The sequence below is a fragment of the Tenacibaculum litopenaei genome, from assembly GCF_964514025.1.
Lineage (GTDB): Bacteria > Bacteroidota > Bacteroidia > Flavobacteriales > Flavobacteriaceae > Polaribacter > Polaribacter litopenaei.
In genome coordinates this window covers 143,987-162,187 of record NZ_CAZEQT010000005.1, presented here as the reverse complement: position 1 = coordinate 162,187, position 18,201 = coordinate 143,987, and the positions used below count along the sequence as shown (strand labels likewise).

Annotated in this window: 9 protein-coding genes; 1 reads left to right on the top strand and 8 read right to left on the bottom strand. The window is 39.3% G+C overall.

Features of this window, described 5'->3' with window-relative positions; genetic code table 11:
- Positions 1 to 8: 8 nt before the first annotated feature.
- The 8 genes from ACKTS5_RS08035 to ACKTS5_RS08000 form a co-directional block, all read right to left on the bottom strand.
- Positions 9 to 3,428, bottom strand: coding sequence for a hypothetical protein (locus ACKTS5_RS08035; RefSeq protein WP_408043347.1), 3,420 nt, complete (start codon positions 3,426 to 3,428; stop codon positions 9 to 11).
- A gap of 139 nt (positions 3,429 to 3,567) precedes the next feature.
- Positions 3,568 to 5,253 carry a family 16 glycosylhydrolase gene (locus tag ACKTS5_RS08030; RefSeq protein WP_408043346.1) on the bottom strand — a complete coding sequence of 562 codons (1,686 nt, stop codon included), beginning with the start codon at positions 5,251 to 5,253 and terminating at the stop codon, positions 3,568 to 3,570.
- Between the two features lie 10 nt (positions 5,254 to 5,263).
- A complete protein-coding gene (locus ACKTS5_RS08025) occupies positions 5,264 to 7,318 on the bottom strand; it encodes a PKD domain protein (RefSeq protein ID WP_408043345.1) in 2,055 nt (684 codons plus the stop codon).
- 11 nt (positions 7,319 to 7,329) lie between these two features.
- On the bottom strand, positions 7,330 to 8,781 hold the full coding sequence (locus tag ACKTS5_RS08020) for a RagB/SusD family nutrient uptake outer membrane protein (protein WP_408043463.1): 1,452 nt from the start codon (positions 8,779 to 8,781) through the stop codon (positions 7,330 to 7,332).
- Between the two features lie 38 nt (positions 8,782 to 8,819).
- On the bottom strand, positions 8,820 to 11,840 hold the full coding sequence (locus ACKTS5_RS08015; protein ID WP_408043344.1) for a SusC/RagA family TonB-linked outer membrane protein: 3,021 nt from the start codon (positions 11,838 to 11,840) through the stop codon (positions 8,820 to 8,822).
- Positions 11,841 to 12,044: 204 nt separating this feature from the next.
- Entirely contained in the window at positions 12,045 to 14,843 is a 2,799-nt protein-coding gene (locus ACKTS5_RS08010; RefSeq protein WP_408043343.1) for a helix-turn-helix and ligand-binding sensor domain-containing protein, read from the bottom strand.
- Positions 14,844 to 14,962: 119 nt separating this feature from the next.
- Positions 14,963 to 15,634 carry a transglutaminase-like domain-containing protein gene (locus tag ACKTS5_RS08005; protein WP_408043342.1) on the bottom strand — a complete coding sequence of 224 codons (672 nt, stop codon included), beginning with the start codon at positions 15,632 to 15,634 and terminating at the stop codon, positions 14,963 to 14,965.
- Positions 15,635 to 15,637: 3 nt separating this feature from the next.
- The gene (locus ACKTS5_RS08000) at positions 15,638 to 17,419 is read right to left on the bottom strand and encodes an acyl-CoA dehydrogenase family protein (protein WP_408043341.1); all 1,782 of its coding nucleotides are present in this window, start codon (positions 17,417 to 17,419) and stop codon (positions 15,638 to 15,640) included.
- 88 nt (positions 17,420 to 17,507) lie between these two features.
- Between ACKTS5_RS08000 and ACKTS5_RS07995 the strand changes: the two genes are divergently transcribed.
- Positions 17,508 to 18,149: a TetR/AcrR family transcriptional regulator gene (locus ACKTS5_RS07995; protein ID WP_408043340.1), complete on the top strand. Its 642-nt coding sequence runs from the start codon at positions 17,508 to 17,510 to the stop codon at positions 18,147 to 18,149.
- Positions 18,150 to 18,201 lie beyond the last annotated feature (52 nt).

Below are 18,201 nucleotides of genomic sequence, written 5' to 3'. Positions count from 1 at the left end.
ACTTAGAATTACAGGTTGATCGGTAATTTTACAACGATCATTTTTAACACGTTTGTTCTGCCAAAAACCTCCTTGCTCAACTCCTTATTCAAATGCAGCGTACCTATGGTCACATTACGACCATCCGTGTAATACAATTCTATTGCTTTTTCACTGTCTAGCTGATAAATAATGGGTAACTGACACAAGGTAAAAGCAAAACTCTTCGGTTCTAACAAAACGGTAATCGCTTCACCCAATACATTGTAACATTGAAATTTTTTAGGCGCCGTCAAAAACGCACTTTTAGTAACTCGCTTAGAATCAAAATGCAGTACTCCTTCATGAATACGAATTCCAAATTCACCGAATCTCGTTAATATATCTTCTTTTACTTGTCCCGTCATACCAGGTTGTTGTGCTCCTTTATTTGCCGGTGTATGAGAATAAGGATCTGTAGGGAATGCCCCATATAATTTTGGTGATTTATGCACCCCTATCCCTTCAACAATGTCATCGTAAGCAGTCAACAAATCTTCAGAAGTTTCACTCCTTCCATCCTGTAATACACTGTATTCCGCAACTTCTTGTACTGCCAATGCCAACTTTGATACCATATGCCAATAAATGGACCCTAATCCTTCATAGCCAAAAAAAGTCCCAGAGCGTCCTGTAAAAAACTTGTGTTGAAAAACTAGCTCATATACTGATAGTACCTCAGCCATTGCTTCACTAGCAACTTTTTCCTGTTTAGCTTTGAGCATATGCTGCAGGTCATCGGCATTTTTAATACTTCCGTTAAAATGATACTGTCCGTATAAATCTTTCTGAATAATCCCTGTGCTATTGTCCTGTACCAAAGCTGCGAGTACTTTAGACCCTTCAACCTTAGAGGTCGGTATGCAATTGCGTTGCATAAACCCTTTTAAATACTTGTTTGGATATAGTAGGTAACTATTTTGGTCTTTTCGATACAAACGACTGACTTTTAATATTTTTACTAATGCCAAAGATTCTTTAGCCGACAATACGCCAGCACTGAGCGCCGCAACTTGTCCTTCTAACATTTCATCGAGACGTTCAATTTTTACCGCATCATTCTGAGTGAGTGTCATGAGGTTGTAAGAATGAAATAATCCATCGTTACGACGATTATTACGCAGAGAATGCTTCGTATAATCTGCTATCAAGTCAAAGAATTCTACAACTGTGACCTTTGTTATTTTTGACTTTCTACCTGAAAAAGAACGGTCGTAAATCACAGTTCTAAAAGCTGTTACCGCATTTCCCATAGCGTCGAGAAATTGCTTTCGTTTTATATCATCAAATCCTGAAGTTAATACGGGATGAAAATGAAGCAAGCCTCGATTTACCGTTTCAAAATAGGTTACGAATTCTTCTGATATCGGAATCTCAGTTCCATTCCATTGTTTAATAATTTTAGACACAAACACGACAAAACGATGTAAATACGCTAGGGTTACCACTGATACGCCATTCCCAACCAACGCATTGTTTGCATCATTCCACTCAGGGCGCTGAGTATTCATCCAAATACCCGCATCCGGAATGAAATTGCTAATTTTAGCTAAGGTTGTCGCCAGTATTTTCTCGATAAAATTAGCTTTGACTATAAAGTTTATCTCACTGCGCAACAAGGCACCATCAGCTCCGTGTTCAGTTCTACTAGCTCTAATCTGTTTATCAGCAAGGACATCGAATACTATGCTGTCTTTTGGATTGTTCAAAACGGTTTGATATTCCTTTATTTTGTAAGGAACATTTGCGTATACAAATACCTCTTCTTCAAACAACTTTTCTAGCTCTCCAGGAAAATACTTTTCTTGGGCCTCTAAGAGTTTTAACAAGTATACAATTTGATGATCTCCCCAATACCCGATATAACTCCATGGGTCCTCAGGTTCAATCGTTTCCCAATCAAAGCCATCTTTGGTTACTCGATAAGGATTGTATCCGTCAAAAGTACTGGCATTTAAAAACTTGTGGATCATTCCTTCCAAAAAATCAGGAAAGGAAAACGCAAGAGCCTCCCAATTCTGAAATATATCTCTCCAATTTCCTTCGTAATCAAGTTTTTTACTCCCATCCTCTCGTTTGGTATTAATCGAAAATTTATTCCAAGGTCTGCTGGGATCACCATGACGTCGGCTAAATCTGATCGGTAAATACTCCAAACAAAGTCGTCTGAAATTTTTATCTGTGCTAGCCCAGGCCAGTGTTCTCAACTCTTTTAACGTTATCGTAGTCGCTAAGGAATTCAGTAAGGATTCTTGAGTAAAAGCCACCTTCTTATTTGCCTTAGCGATGTAGGTTTTAAAATCATCAGTTTCTATGCTGTAATTGAAATCAAAAATTCCTCCTCGCATGCAATTGAACAGCGTATTAGCGAAGTGCCTCGTATCTCTGAGTTCGTCTTGTGTACATTGCAAGCCATCAGCCGAAGCATTTAGGACTGTCAACGCGTCGCGAGTTTTGGCAATATCGTCGTGCAGCATTTCCTGCAGATTATCGGAGGTTAAAACCAAATGATTCAGTCCTACAATTTGTGCATGGTCAAGATTTACGTCGGCTACAATACACCATTCCTTAGCTGTACCCGCCGTTAAAACCAGGCGTTCGTACACAAAATACGCTCCTTTTTCTGCCTTAACATCCATTTCCTGTACTAGAGGGTAGCCTGTCCTAAAACTCTCTAACTGCAAACTTGATAATAAATGCAAGCCTTGCTTCATTCCTACCGACCATACTACATTTGCCTTTAAAGCTTCACTAGGTTCAGCTCTATCTACAATAATTGCACTTAAGGCAAATACCCCAATTCCCGTTGCGGCCATTAACTCTGATCTTTTATAGGCATCAACTAAATTACTGCTCGCACGTTGCAAGTCGTTACCTACGCCAAAAGGGAGTACATTCTGAACACCATCTAGGATTTCTACTTGCTTATCGTATTCACTTAAATTAATTAACTCACACGACCTTACAAATCCAAATCGTTCAGAACAGGTCCACTCGTAACGAAAGGCCAAGCCAACATCATTATTAATTTCCTCAAAAAGAACTTTTGTTCCTGTTTCATTTTTATACAAATTCCTCACGGTCGCATAAGCCCCTACCATCCTGTCCGAAAAAGGTTCCCACAACCGTATCTTTCCATCCACTTCAACACGAACGAGTGTTTTACTTCCAGTATTTTCGAAATTGGCTGCTATTTTATCGTCAGTATCGTACGGAAACAGTGCAAATTCAGCATTCTGTCGTCCGGCTGTGAGTCCTCCAGTACTCGAAATAAACAACCAGTGATTTGAAGGACTTACAATACTCATAAAAAAGGGACGCATCAAATTTACATTGGCTATCTTATAATACCCTTCATTTTTTAGCAAAACACGAATTCCTTTCACTTCCTTTTGTATAGCTTTTTGCATGTTATCTATACTGTATATGTATTGATTATTATTCATAAGCGTAGCATTACTCGCAGGTAATTTTTTGAGAGCATATCGTAAAGAGGGGACCTAATTCAAACCAAATAATTCACAATTAATCCCCCCCTTTCATTCTGCTCTATTGGTAAACTTTTACATAATCTATTTCCATGGTTGCTTGGCTAAAAGTAGCATCGATAGTACCACCAAGCGTTCCTCCCATTGCCACATTGAGGATCAAAAAGAAATCTGAGTTAAACGGTAAATTGGCATTGTTCGCTAGTTCGTAAAACTGAACATCATCCAAATAAATTTTTATCGTTTGGGCGGTCCATTCTAAGGTGTATTTATGAAAATCACTTGTTGCGTTGGCTATGGCCGAAGTTCTACTAAAATCTGCTTTTACATTATTTGCCGTATCAAACCAATGGCAAGTTCCTAAAACACTATTTTTTGCTGCTCCCGTTTGTTCCATAATATCAATTTCGCCACAGCGCGGCCAACCAACGGTTGGGAAATTTGCTCCTAGCATCCAAATTGCAGGCCAGGTTCCTGCCCCTGCAGGCAATTTTGCGCGTACCTCGACGCGACCATAGGTAAAATTGTACAATCCTTGAGTTTTTAACCTTGCAGAAGTATATTGACTACCTGAGAAATTTTCTTTTTTCGCAGTAATCACCAAATTTCCATTTTCCACTTTTACATTATCAGCTCTATCCGTATAGTATTGTACCTCGTTATTTCCCCAGCCGTTAGTCCCTGTTCCAGTATCGTAGGTCCATTTGGTTGCGTCAGGAGCTCCTGGGGTATTAAATTGGTCTTCCCAAACTAGCGTATTGTAGGTATACGAAGGACCTTTCACTGGCTTGGTTGATGTAAACTTATGATACCAAGCAAAACCATTCCCTTTTTGAATAATACGTACAATCAACTCTGTTGCGCTCACTGAAATAATATCGTATTTACTGGCTCCTACAAACCAACCCATAAATCCGCCATCCGAGAGTTCAAAAGATGTCTTTCGATATGGATTCCCGTTATAAGTTCCCTGCAAGGCTGCCTTTGAATTCGAAGGGGTAAAGGTTACGTTTTTTACGCCAAACATCGTAGTTGCTACAGTTTGATCATGACAGGTATCACTGGTAACCCCGAGCACCGAAGCATAGGCTCCTGGTACAAATGCAGGTCCTACCGTCTGTTCAAAAGTAATCCCAGTAGCCGTTCTGGTAAATACGAATTCATTGTCATACATACACGATTTTTCTGTATCCCAAGGCTGTATTGCATTCCACCAAGCCTCATAGGCAAACTCTCCATTTCCATAATCATCCGTTACGGGGCCTAGGCCTACGTGAAGTTTCTTATCTGCTTGCCAGTACCACTTTTTTTGATCTCCCACATTGGGGCCACTTAAAAAATTCTCTGCCTCTACGTCTGAGAAAGAACTGAATACTTCCAAGGTAACTGTTTTGATAGACTTCGTTCCACCAGCACCTATGGCATTAATCACCGCGGTGTATTTATGTACCCCCGTTTTGGAATAAACATGGGTTACCTGACCGTTTGGGATACTCTTTGAGGTACCATCTCCAAAATTTATACTATAACTCAATGCGTTGGATGCAACGATGCTAAATTTCACTTTACCAGAACCATCTCCATTGGGGTTTGCCCCATCTTTACCTATGATTTCAGTAGTAATTTGAATGGCACTTGGTGCTATAATCTCACCAAATTCATATTCGTTGTCTTGACATTGATTAAACAGTAGAAGCACCAACAACTGTATGCTTATCAATTTTATGTATGTGCTAATTTTCTTCATGTTGCTGCTGTTAAAATTGTGTAATATCATCTATGTAAATGGTGTAGTTCCCAGAACCATCACCTTGTGTTCCATTATCCATAATCATAACGAGGTTATAGAACGACACCGAAGTACTAATTGCAGAAAAATCAAAGGTTAGTTCTTCCCATGCATTCGCTGTTGTAGTCGTAGCGGTCACTTCTGCTGATGCTGTTACATTGGGCCAAGGGACGTCGTCTTCAAACTTCATTAATAAGTTCAATCCAGCTCTTGGCGACCAAACTTTCAGTTTTACCCTCGTTTGTCCTACAAATGAGAATTTTTCAGGTACCGTGATTTTTGATCCGGCCCACGGTTGTCCTGCATTTTTAATCATTTTAGCAACCATGGCAGAAGTATTTCCTGTAGTATTCGGATTGGCAACCACCGAAATCTCTCCTCCATCGAAACCACTTAAACTAAATTTAGGTTCAAAATTTAAACTAGGTGTGGTAGCTATATCATCGACGTAGATGGTGTAATTTGCCGAACCATCACCTTGGGTTCCGTTATCCATAATCATCACCAAGTTGTAGAAATCAATACTCGATGAAATCCCTGTAAAATCAAACGTCAATTCTTCCCAAGCATTCGCTACGGTCGTAGTAGCGGTGACTTCCGCTGATGCCGTCACATTGGGCCAAGGGACATTATCTTCAAACTTCATTAAAAGCTTTAGTCCTGCCCTAGGCGACCAGACTTTTGCTTTGACCACAGGGTTTGTAAAATTGAACGGTGTATCCAGTGTAATTTTAGATCCTGCCCATGGCTGTCCTGCATTTTTAATCAGTCTCGCTACCATAGATGAGGAGTTTCCAGTCGTATTCGGATTAGCAACCACTGCAATATCTCCACCGTCAAAACTGCTCAAGCTATAACCAGTTTCAAAATTGATAGGAGTTACATTGTTAGGCACGGCTGGTGTTTTCCAAAAATAGATATTATCGATAAAAACGGTTCCAGACGCCCATGGAGTTCCCACAAATTTCAATTGCAAAATTTCATTGACACTAAGCCCCTGCGCGGTATACTCAGAGATTGGTATGTCTAAACTTACCCAAGCGTCTTTAGTTAAATCTTTAGTCACAGGCTTCTCTGTTGTTGCCGAAGGTGTTGCCGAGGTCACATTGATCAAAGAGGTTTCTAATTTATCTACGTCAGCAGTCCAAACATCAAGGTGTAAAAACTCCATTCCTGAAACATCTTGACGACTACCGAACTGAATTCCTTGATAGCTCAGATTTATGTACTGCAACATTTTATCACCATTCAGATCAAACTCCTTCCACGAACTACCTTGGCCACCTTGTCCCCAATCGGGAAAAGTATTGGTCCCTGATACATCAGTGTAAACACTTGAATAAATACTAATGACATCCGCTGCATTTCTAGACGGAGGTGTCGGAGCTGAAGCTATAGGCTGAACGATTGCCGTTACGTCGAATTCCTGAGTAAATTCCGTAGTGGCAATCGCCGCCCCTTTAGCTACTACCCTAACATTATATTTTCCTGCATTTTGATATTGATACTTTACTGTTTCGCCTATGTTTGCAGTGGCTACAGGCTGATTAACACCTGTTTCACCCGAGTAAAACTCAAACATCGTAGCAAAGTCGGCAGTTGCCGTAATATTTAACTGTTTCGAAACTGCCTGATCATTTTCTAAGGTTACCTTTAGATTTTGTGGCGCCTTAAATGAAACGATTAAATCTTGCTCTTTTTCGGCTTTATCTCCTTTGACATTGAAGGCCTCTATTTTCACTTTATAGTTACCTTCAGCATAGGTATGTTGTACGTTTTTACCTGCTTCCACTGTTGCTGGTTGTGCAGTAGCATCACCAAAATACACTTTAAAACTATTGGCTCCTTCCGCTGTGGGCGTAATGGTTACCAGTCCAGTATTATCTTGAGTAATATCATACACTGCAGCCACATTTGTCGGAACGGGAATGCTATTGAGTAAATCTAGTTCATCTATATCAGTACACGCACTAATTACAATTAACACGGTAAAAATTCTGTATAATAATTTTATTTTTCTCATACGATCCGTTTTTAATAGCCTTGATTTTGTTGCCAATTTCCTTTTGAAAATTGAATTTCCTCTATAGGGATAGGGAATAGTTCGTTCTTGTTAGGTGTAAAACCGGAGATTACAGTTCCATTTCCGGTACGCACTAAATCAAAAAATCGATGTCCTTCCCCTACTAATTCCAAGCGTCGTTCCTCTAAAATCGACCTCGTTAAATTCGTTCCTGTAGTTGTGATATCGTGATTTGTATTTCCAAAAGCTCTTCTTCTCACTCTATTGAGGTACTGCTGTGCTCTGACATCACTAATATTCCCTCGGTTTAGAGCTTCAGCGGCCATTAAAAGAACATCAGCAAATCGGATAGCTCTGTAATTGTTAGGATTGGTCAGATTTGCATCACCTGTATTTAAATCACCTTTACGCGCAATGTACTTTCTGTTAAAGTATCCGGTATGCTCGTAACCCGTTCCGTAAGTTGCTCCTGTTTGAGCTGCCCACGCTACTATGTCCAAAATGGCTACATCCCTTCGATTATCTCCTGCTTCGAAGGCATCGTACACTGCTTTTACAGGCACGTTAAAACTAAATCCTGCATCAAAAGTAGGTCCGCTGTAATTGCGAATACCGTTAAAACCAACGGCTACATTTCCTTCACTACATTGCAAACAATCAAATCCGGCACCTTCTGCATCTGAGTACTGCACTTCAAAAACAGACTCAATTCCATTTTCTCCGTTGTGCTCAAAAATGGTTGAATAATCCGTAACGAGATTGTACGGTCCGTTGACTATAAGATTCTCCAAAACGTTGGCTGCTTCCGAAAACTTGTTTTGATACAAATACGCTTTCCCCAGTAAGGCTTGAGCCGCACCTTTCGTGGCTCTTCCTACCTGTGGAGCGGTATAGGCTAAGTTGGCTATTGCAAATTGTAAGTCCGACTCTATACTCGCATATACTTCTGCCACCGTTGCACGTGGTATGGTTTGTTCGTCCCCTACCTGAAAACGTCGGTCTCCTTTTAGCGGTATGCCTCCAAACCATTTCACCAATTCAAAATGGTAATAGGCCCTCAGGAATCTGGTCTCCGCTATGATTACATTTTTACCTGGAAAATCTGTTTTATCTTTAAATTCCAATATGTAATTCGCCCTGTTGACCCCTGCAAACATCCAACTCCAAATATCTTTGAGATTACTATTTACCGAATTGTGGATCATATCGTCAATTTGTTGAAAACCGATGACGTCTGTAGCGCTTTCGCCTCCACACAAGGTATTATCCGAAGCTATTTCTCCCAACATGGCATTCACATAAGTCGCTTGCAGCAAATCATAGGCACCGATTAGGGCTTTGTAATAATCGTCCTCAGAATTAAAGTAATTTTCTGAGTCAATTTCATAAGTTTTTGCCTCATCTAAGAAATCTTCTTGACAGGCTAAAAATGTGAGCCCAACAAAGGACAATAAAATGCACATTTTATAGGTATTTTGTAGTACTTTCATTTTCTTAGTTTTTAAAATGCAACGTTTAATCCTAGTAAATACTGACGTGATATGGGATAAAATCCATAATCTATTCCTCCTCCGATCGCCTGACCTGAAGTTGCCGCTGGATCGTATCCTTTATAATTTGTTAAGGTAAATGCGTTGTTAACAGTCGTATATATTCTGAGCTTTGAAAAGCCTATTTTTTCCAGTACTTTTTTAGGTAAAGTATAGCCTATTTGAATGTTTTGAACTCGCAGAAAAGAAGCATCTTCAACATAAAAGCTTGAAAACAATCGGTTATTGGTTGCTCCGGTTGTTACCCGAGGAACTTCATTGCTCGTTCCTGGCCCTCTCCATCGATTCAAATAATACGATAATCTATTGACATTTGGCTGGTCTCGCTCATAGTTGCGTACCATGTCTTTGTTGAGCTCTGCATACATATAGGTTGAAAAATCCCAATTTTTGTAGTTGAAGCTCAAATTAAGCCCCATAATAAACTCTGCTTGAGGATTTCCGATATTGGTTCTGTCTTTAAAATCAATTACGCCATCTCCATTGACGTCCACGTATTTTAAATCGCCTGGCACGGCATCAATTCCTAACAAACCGCGTTGAGATGGCGAATTATTAACTTCAGCCACTGTTTGAAAAACTCCAGCCGTTTGCAATCCGTAAAAATATCCTATGGGCTGTCCTACTTCCATTCGTGCTGGTGCTAACTGACCTACGCCAAAAGCTCCTCCTTCAATAAAAACATCTCCGTTTATCTGAGTTACCTCTCCGTTTACACGAGTTATGTTATAGGCTACATTATAACTAAAATCTTCTCCCACAGTATCGTTAAACTTTAATCCCAGTTCAAATCCATGAACGCGAGTTGATCCTGCATTGACTGTTGGGCTACCCGATCCTGGGGCTTGTGCCCCTACGATTCCTGAAACCGGAACATTGGGTATTAGTAAATCATTTCGATCTTCTCTAAAATAATCAAACACCAATTCCAAGCGATTTCCCAGTAAATTAGCATCCAATCCGATATCCAATTTCTTTCCTCGCTCCCATCGCGCATTCGGATTGGGCAAGGTTCCTACTGCAATTCCATTCACTATAGCATTGTCTAATACATAGGCTGCTTCCCCGTTGAGTTGTGCTCTAAATAAATTTCCACCGGCATTGGTTCCCAAAATTCCGTAACTACCTCTCAACTTCAGAAAATTTATCCACTTCCATCTTTTCATGAACTCTTCATCTGACAGTTTCCATCCAGCCGTAACTGAAGGAAAGTAATCAACTCTATTTTGTGGCGAAAAATCGGATGCTGCATCCCTCCTGATCATCGCAGACACTAAATACTTCCCTGCAAAATCGTATTGAATTCTTCCAAATTGAGATAACAATCGATTGTCATAAACGTACGATCCGTTGGTTTTTATGGTATTTGTCCCTGTAGTCAAACTAATATCTGCAAAATCCCATGAGTTGTTAGGTACGTCATAACCTGTAGCAAACAACCCATCTCCCCAGCTCTTCTGCATGCTGGCTCCTACCGTTGCCTCTATAGTATGATCCTCTGCGAAGGTTAACTTGTAATTCACAAATGTTTCCCAGTTGTAGTTGTTTGCATTTGTTCTGGACTGGTTTACCTCACTCCTAGCTCTGTTAAATACTTTTCCAGAACCGTAATTAACAATGGGTAAAAACGTCTTGCCTTTGTCATTGTACGTTTTATATCCCAAACGGGTAGTTATTTTAAGATTATCAATGGGCTCGTAACTCAGAGCAACGCTCCCCTCTATACTTGAACCAAAATACGTATTGTAGGTATCTCTCACCTGAGAGAGCGGATTGATTACTTCATTTCCCAAAAACCCAGCCGTATCTTCTTGACCAGTTGCAAATGTAGGAGCGTAATTGAGCGCGTTAAACAATACCGAACCGAGTACATTCTCCGCAACGGTTCTTCTTGTATTGGTAAAATAATTTGTGGTTGATTTAAACTTTATTCGTTCGCTCAGGTCAATTCCTAAAGCTAGTTTTACGTTATTTCTTTCAAAATTTGATTTGTCTGGAGCGATAATACCATCTTGTTCTAGTCGAGACAGACCGACGTAATACGTAATCTTATCTGTACCTCCCGAAATACCAATATTGTGATTCATCATAAATGCTGTGGTAAACAACTGATCTTGCCAGTCCGTATTCTGTTGAATGGCATTGAGGTCAGGGAATGGCAAACTCTGCCCATTAGCAGCATAACTTTCATTGAGTAATAGTGCGTACTCATTAGCATTTAAATAATCTAACTTTCGCGACGTTTCCTGAAGACCTGTGTAGGCATCGTAGGTGATGCGTGTTTTCGCATTCTTTTTCCCTGATTTTGTAGCCACTAATACAACTCCGTTGGCACCTTGAATTCCATAAATAGCAGCTTGAGCATCTTTTAGTACCGAAATTGAAACGATATCGTTTGGATTCACGGTATTTAAATTGGCTCCAGCTAAACCATCGATAACAATGAGAGGTCCATTGGCTCTGTTCGAACTAATTCCTCGAATAAGTATGTTAAAACCACTTCCTGGCGCCCCAGAAGCCGTGTTTACCGATACTCCTGCTGTGGTTCCTTGCAGCGCTTGTGCAGCATCTACTGGTTTTAGGTCAGTTATCGTCTTTTCACCTACTAAAGACACGGCTCCCGTGAGGTCTTTCTTCCCTTTAGAACCATAACCAATAATCACAACTTCTTCTAACTGCTCAGCACGTTCCTCAAGTTGAATTACCAATGGACTTGCTACCGCCGCTACTTCTTGTGTTTTATATCCAATGAAACTGATTTGTATGGTTGCTCCCTTAGGTATGTTAGGAAGTATAAACTTTCCGTCGAAATCCGTTTGCACTCCCTTATTTGTACCTTTTACCAAGACACTAACTCCCGGAAGTGGGCTGTTGTTTCGGAGGTCAAGAACAGTACCTTTGCTCGTAATTACTTGCCCCCAACCTAGAGAAGTAACTAAAAGGAAAACAATGAGTTGTACGTGTTTTTTCATGTGTTGAAATTTTGATTATCATAAAAATACAACACTTATTTTGCGATATCAATAAAATTTTAGTAACAAAAAACATACAAATTCACTTTTCCTTCAAAAACACCATAAACACTACAAAAAACGACATACTAAACAGAGCTAAAGAACACACAATACTCGTAATGTTGTGGTCATGTATAGGTAAAATGACAAGGTGTTGAGGTCCTATAATTCCAAAATATAGCTGGTTAAGTTCACATCGTGCTTCAATTCCATTTTTTTTCGCAATCGATAACGCTTAACTTCGACACTTCTCGGTGAGATATTCAACAGCGGAGCAATTTCTTTAGAAGACAAATTTAAACGGAGATAAGCACAAAGGCGTAAATCGTTCGGAGTCAAATTAGGGTGTATCGATTTTAGCTTTTTAATAAAATCTTTATCCGCATTATTAAAAGCTTCCTTAAACATATCCCAGTCGTCCTGATTATTAATATTGTTATCTATGATCGAAATCACCTTTTTGATGCTTTCGGGAGCGCCTTTTTCCAATTCCTTTTTAATGGAACTCAACAGTTCATTCTTTTTAACTATACTCATCGTTGAACTCGCGAGCTCTCTCCCTTTGCTTTCCACAGCAATTTTCAATTGATTATTTTTCATAGTCATTAACTCTTTTTCTCTCGACATATTCAGCAACTCAAAATCTCTCTGCTGTTGTTCAAGCTCAGCATTTCTTTGACGTCTGTAATAATTTTTATACACCCGATCCATAAACAATGAGAACAACAGCACTAACAAGCCGTAGGTAGCAAGCATGACATTGGTCAAATACCAAGGTTTGCGAATTTTAAAATCAAAGGAGGCTTCTTCATCACTCATAGTTCCTCCTAAGGAAGCGCGAACCCTGAATTTATACTCGCCATAGGATAAATTTTCAAAGCGAGCTCTTGGCTTGCTAGACCACGGTGACCAACTACTATCATGTCCTTCTAAAAAATACTGAAACCTCAATTCACTGGTTCCTGCATCGAATGGTACATTAAAGAAAAACTCAAAGTTATTAGACCTATTCGCAAACTCCTCTCCACCGAGGAGTTTTACTTTTCTTTTTTCACGGTTGAGCCCGTAGTTGTCGATGGAATTAATACTTACCTTCGAAAAACCATTCTTATTTGAAGAACGGAGCAAATTGAATTTCACATAGCCATTATCAATTCCCATTATGTAATTGCCCCCTCCCAGTGCACTGATATTCTCATATCCAACCGCACTTTTTCTTATGGTCTTTCGGTAAGGAATTTCTCGTAAACTTAATGAATTCTTAAAAATATCTGTGGGCTTCACATTGACTATGGTATTTTTAGTAAAAGCCCAGATGCTTTGGTCAAAAGAATTTGTAAGCAACTTACCACTCTCATAAGTATCCTTTGAATACAAGGTACTCAAAACGGTATCTCTTTGAAAATTCACTCCTCCGATATCCATAGTATAAATTCCCTGTGGATAAGCGTACAACAGCTTATCACGGTATGTAATCAAACTGGAATGTACGCCTTTTTGTAAATTCAAAAATGGCGTCACTGCTGTAATTTCAGTGAAATCCTTTGTTGTTTGCAAGCTAAAAACTCCCTTGTATTCATGATTTACAATAATTTCGTAGGGGCCATTAAATTCAAAAAACCTACAGGATTTGTCAAAGCCTTTGAGCTTATTGCGCACACGCCAACGACCATTTTGGTTTTCTAAGACATACAAGCCCGAATAATTACCTTGTATGTATATATTCGGATGTACTTTTTTGATATCCCAGGTTCCTTGTACTGAAATTTTATAGGCGAGTTGTTCACCTTTAATAACCATGGTTCCGCGATCGTGTGCACAAAATAATTCATCCTCTAAAACAATTAAATTCCACACTTGACCTTGAGTTCCCTCAATTAAATGAAATGCATGCTCATTTTTATAATTTTTTACAAACAAGCCTTGATTTGTTCCGAGATAAATATGCTCCTTGAAATACGCAGTGGCATATACCGTACCCAATTGGCCTTCGACATCTCTGTAGACTAGCATTTGATCATCACCGTGAATACAATTAATGCCTTTATCCAATCCCAACCAAATATTATCACGCTTATCTTGAAAAAGGCTTAAAACAGTATTATTACTTAAACCATTTGTCGTATTTAGTTTATACGACACGTTTCCTTGAGCATCGAAAACGATTACTCCGTCGGCAATGGTTCCAACTGCAATACCGCCATCAGTCAACTGCATGCTGTTATACACTTTTCTGTTATTCAAAAACGCATTACGTGCGTTGTCAGGTACTAAGAGTCCTTCTTTCCAATAATAGAAACCGTGTGAATTGGTCAGTATTTGCAGTCCGTTTTCAGAAGGTATCACATCAATTATATCGTCTGTTTGCAATACGGTATCCTCAGCTATCAAAACTCCCACTCCATTCTCTATCTTAAAAAGACCTTGACCGAATACGTGATAATACACGTCAGCGTCTACTTTAAACATTTTGGTCAATTTTCCCGTGGCACTAATCACCACGGATTTTTCTGACCTTCTATCGTAAATATAAATGCGTTGGAGCGATTGAAACAACAACCAATCTTGTACCTCGATGATATTCCAAAACTGCTCATCTTCTACAATTGGAATCAGATGTTTGGCCACTAAAGAAGTATATTGCAAAGTTCCGTAGGCATCTTTCTCCCAAAAACCGAAATCCATATAACTTCCACTATACACCTTATCCCCTATACAGTTAACAGAACGCATGATGGTATGATTAGGCGTTGGATACAATTGCCAGCGAGACCCGTCAAACTCCAACAATCCTAAATTATTAGCACAGTAAATAGTGCCATCATCGGCCTGGGAAATAGCCCAATTTTGGGATTCTGCCTGGTAGTTATCTGGTAGGTATACATCAATTAAAGGCAACTCTTGACTACAGAGTCCCCATGAGTAACACCAAATAATAACGAAAGTTACAACTGACTTCAAAAGCTTGATTTTTATTCGATTACTAACAATATTACGAATTTTACTGCCCTAATCCTATAAAATCAACCAATTAAACTCTGGTCTTATTCGCCTACAAAAAAACAGCCCGAAGGCTGTTTTTATAGATTGGCCAAGTCTAATACCTCTCCAAACTGTACATTTTTTTGTTGAATAATCGGATAATGCGTATTCATTAATTGAAACATATAATCCAGGGGGACTGTATCAAAACCTCCGTAATCATCCAAGTATTCCATAAAAGTCTTTGCACCACTTTTATCGAATTCGTGAAAAATAGAATCCTCATTCCCATTAAACTCTAGTACTTTCACTTGTAACAGTTCGCAAAGAGCGCTATTAAATGCGGGTGTTGCTTTTACCCAATGGCCCTCTATATACAATTCTACGTACCCGTGGGGTACTAAAATATCTGTACCTAATTTTTCTATAATTTTTTCGACTGCCAAATGATTTTTCACCTTCGCCAATCCCAACCGACTGGGAATTCCTTGTGATCTCAATAAGCTGATGTAAATAATAGCCTTTTCTATACAATGTCCGGAGGGTCGTTGCATGAGGGCCGAAGCTTTCCAATCACCTTCAATTAAGCTAAAATGATAGGGATAATACTCCCATGAATCACGCACGTAATCATGTGCCTTTACGGCAAACTCTTTCGCTGACAATTCTTGAGAATCTCCTTTAATTTTCATCAATACTTTCTGTGCTATCTCACTCGAAAAATCAAAGAAATAATTTTCTTCCAAATAGCTGTTCATTTCCTGCTGCATGTTCTAACTCAGTTTATATACACCTCTCGATTCTTTTACAAAATCACAAATCTCACGTCTGGTGTTTTTGATATTCAAATGAGGAATTCTTCCAAATTTTTTCCAGGCTTTTGCAATGACCTTGATCTCTTCTTTCGAATCAAAACAAGCCATTAAGTCTTTAATCGCAATTGCTATCTTTTCAAAACGTTCAAAAGTTGCTGCTTTTAAAACAGCCTCGTGTATTTGTACTTCATATTTTCCGAGTTCTCTTAACTTCGCAACGCGCATGACAGTACTCTCTAAAGCGTATAACTCTATTAGTAAGTCGGCAATATTGAGCACAACTTCTTGCTCTTGCTCCAATTCTGCCATAAATTTCTGCGCACAAATTCCTGCCGTTACCACCGTTAATGCCTTCATATTTTTCACAAACTGTTGATGTGCCTCCAAGGTATCATCAGAAAATTCTGGTGCTTTATCATCTATACTATCCAAAACACTGGCAAAGGCTCCGAACATATCAATTTCGCCTTTCATTCCTTTTTTAAAGAATTCTTTTACAATCACCAAGCGGTTGATTTCATTTGTTCCTTCAAAAATTCTACTAATTCGCGCTCCTCGGTATAAACGCTCTACAGGTGACTCTGCTGAAAAGCCCATCCCTCCATATATCTGAACGGCTTCATCGACGATCGTATCTTGAGCTTCCGAACCAAACACTTTTGCGATTGCGCACTCTATGCTGAATTCCTTTAACGCTTCCATTTTAGCAACAGGTCCGTTTTGTAGATCCGAGTTGATTGCTGTAGTATACGAATCTATAGCCGCTGCAGCGCGGTAGACCACGGCTTCATTTGTAAAAATATTCGTCGTCATCTTGGCAATTTTTTCCCTAATCGCACCATAGCTGATAATTGGTTTCCCAAATTGTGCTCGCTCCATCGCGTACTCCACCGCGTGTTCCATACTCAATTTACTGACTCCTATACACGACGCTCCAAGTTTAATTCTTCCGGTATTCAAGGTATTTAAGGCAATTTTCAGTCCCTTATTGCGCTCTCCTAAAAGATGGCTTTGAGGCACCTTGGTCTGATCAAAGAATACTTGACGTGTGCTCCATCCCATCAGTCCCATCTTTTGTTCTTCTGGTCCCAATGTAATTCCGCCAAAATCCTTGTGAACCAAAAATGCAGACAGGTTTCTGTCGTCCTCTATTTTGGCAAATACTATAAAAATATCAGCCAATCCCGCATTAGAAATCCAAGCTTTTTGACCGCTAATACTATAATTCCCCGCATCGTCAATCAATGCTTTTGTTGTCCCGGCGTTGGCATCACTCCCCGCATTCGGTTCTGTTAATGCAAAAGCAGAAATTACCTCACCCGCTAACATTGATGACAGGTATTTATCCTTTAAAAAAGGGCTTCCATATAAAAGTAAAGGAGCTATTCCAATACTGGTTTGTACCCCTAACGCCCCAGCAAAAGAATGCCCCTTACTAAAAGCTTCTACAAAATGTAGTACTTCCTTTAAACTCAAATTTAATCCTCCGTATTCTTCTGAAACCTCAAGCCCCAAAAAACCGAGATCTCCACATTTTTTTAGCAATTCTGGAGTTGCATCTATGCCCTCTTTCGTTTCTAAATGAGGGTTTCCTTCCAGCTCTGTCGCCAAAAACTGACCAGCACTTTCCAACATCATTGAAGTTTCTGCCGATTTCATTTCCGGAATATACACGGTGTCCGAAGAAGTTTCTTCTACCAAGAACTTACCTCCTAACTTTTTCTGATCTGTTGTTACCATACGTTTTTTTTAGATTATTAGGCATTAGTGCCTAGACAAATATATAAATATATTTTAAAGTATAGGCATTAATGCCTAAATTTGACCTATGAACACCAAGCAACGCATATTACACAGCGCATTGGAACTTTTTAATAAAGAGGGATATCCGAATGTTTCGAGTAAGAGAATCAGTGAAGAAATGGGCATCAGTTACGGGAACTTATGCTATCATTTTCCTAAAAAAGACGATATCGTACTTCGTTTACAGCAAAATTTGTGGGATGAAGTTGATGAGTCCATGCAAAACTTAGAAGGAGAAATATTTGAATTCGATTTTATGCTACGCAGCCTTACCCAGCTCATGGAACTCACTCTAAAATATCGTTTCTTTCTTATTAACAGTTATGATTTGACCATACGCTACCCAAAAATTAAGGAGAAAACCATAGAACGCGCTAAGGCCTACCATCACGTTCTTTATCGAATTGCTCATTTTTTAATGGACAATGGATACATGCATCCTACGAAGAACGAACAGGTACTTCAAAAGAAAATTCATGGACTTCTCATCATTTTTAATTCATGGATTCTCGACTATGCAGTATTTTACGACAAGCCGGAAAAAAACATTGCGGAGAGCACCCCTTACTATATCCAACTCTTGTTTTCGATGATTCATTCATCACTAACACCTAAAGGGCGAAAAATATTCTCTTCAGTGTATCGAGAAGTACACGGAAACAGCTAAAACCACACAAACACCTGAAAATCAGTAAAATAATACAACTACATGATATTTA

What these genes read in the sequence shown, in the direction of transcription:
- ACKTS5_RS08015 (WP_408043344.1), bottom strand. Translation starts at nt 11,840, where the DNA reads ATGAAAAAACACGTACAACTCATTGTTTTCCTTTTAGTTACTTCTCTA.
- ACKTS5_RS08025 (WP_408043345.1), bottom strand. Translation starts at nt 7,318, where the DNA reads ATGAGAAAAATAAAATTATTATACAGAATTTTTACCGTGTTAATTGTA.
- ACKTS5_RS08030 (WP_408043346.1), bottom strand. Translation starts at nt 5,253, where the DNA reads ATGAAGAAAATTAGCACATACATAAAATTGATAAGCATACAGTTGTTG.
- ACKTS5_RS08020 (WP_408043463.1), bottom strand. Translation starts at nt 8,781, where the DNA reads ATGTGCATTTTATTGTCCTTTGTTGGGCTCACATTTTTAGCCTGTCAA.
- ACKTS5_RS08035 (WP_408043347.1), bottom strand. Translation starts at nt 3,428, where the DNA reads ATGCAAAAAGCTATACAAAAGGAAGTGAAAGGAATTCGTGTTTTGCTA.
- ACKTS5_RS08005 (WP_408043342.1), bottom strand. Translation starts at nt 15,634, where the DNA reads ATGCAGCAGGAAATGAACAGCTATTTGGAAGAAAATTATTTCTTTGAT.
- ACKTS5_RS08000 (WP_408043341.1), bottom strand. Translation starts at nt 17,419, where the DNA reads ATGGTAACAACAGATCAGAAAAAGTTAGGAGGTAAGTTCTTGGTAGAA.
- ACKTS5_RS07995 (WP_408043340.1), top strand. Translation starts at nt 17,508, where the DNA reads ATGAACACCAAGCAACGCATATTACACAGCGCATTGGAACTTTTTAAT.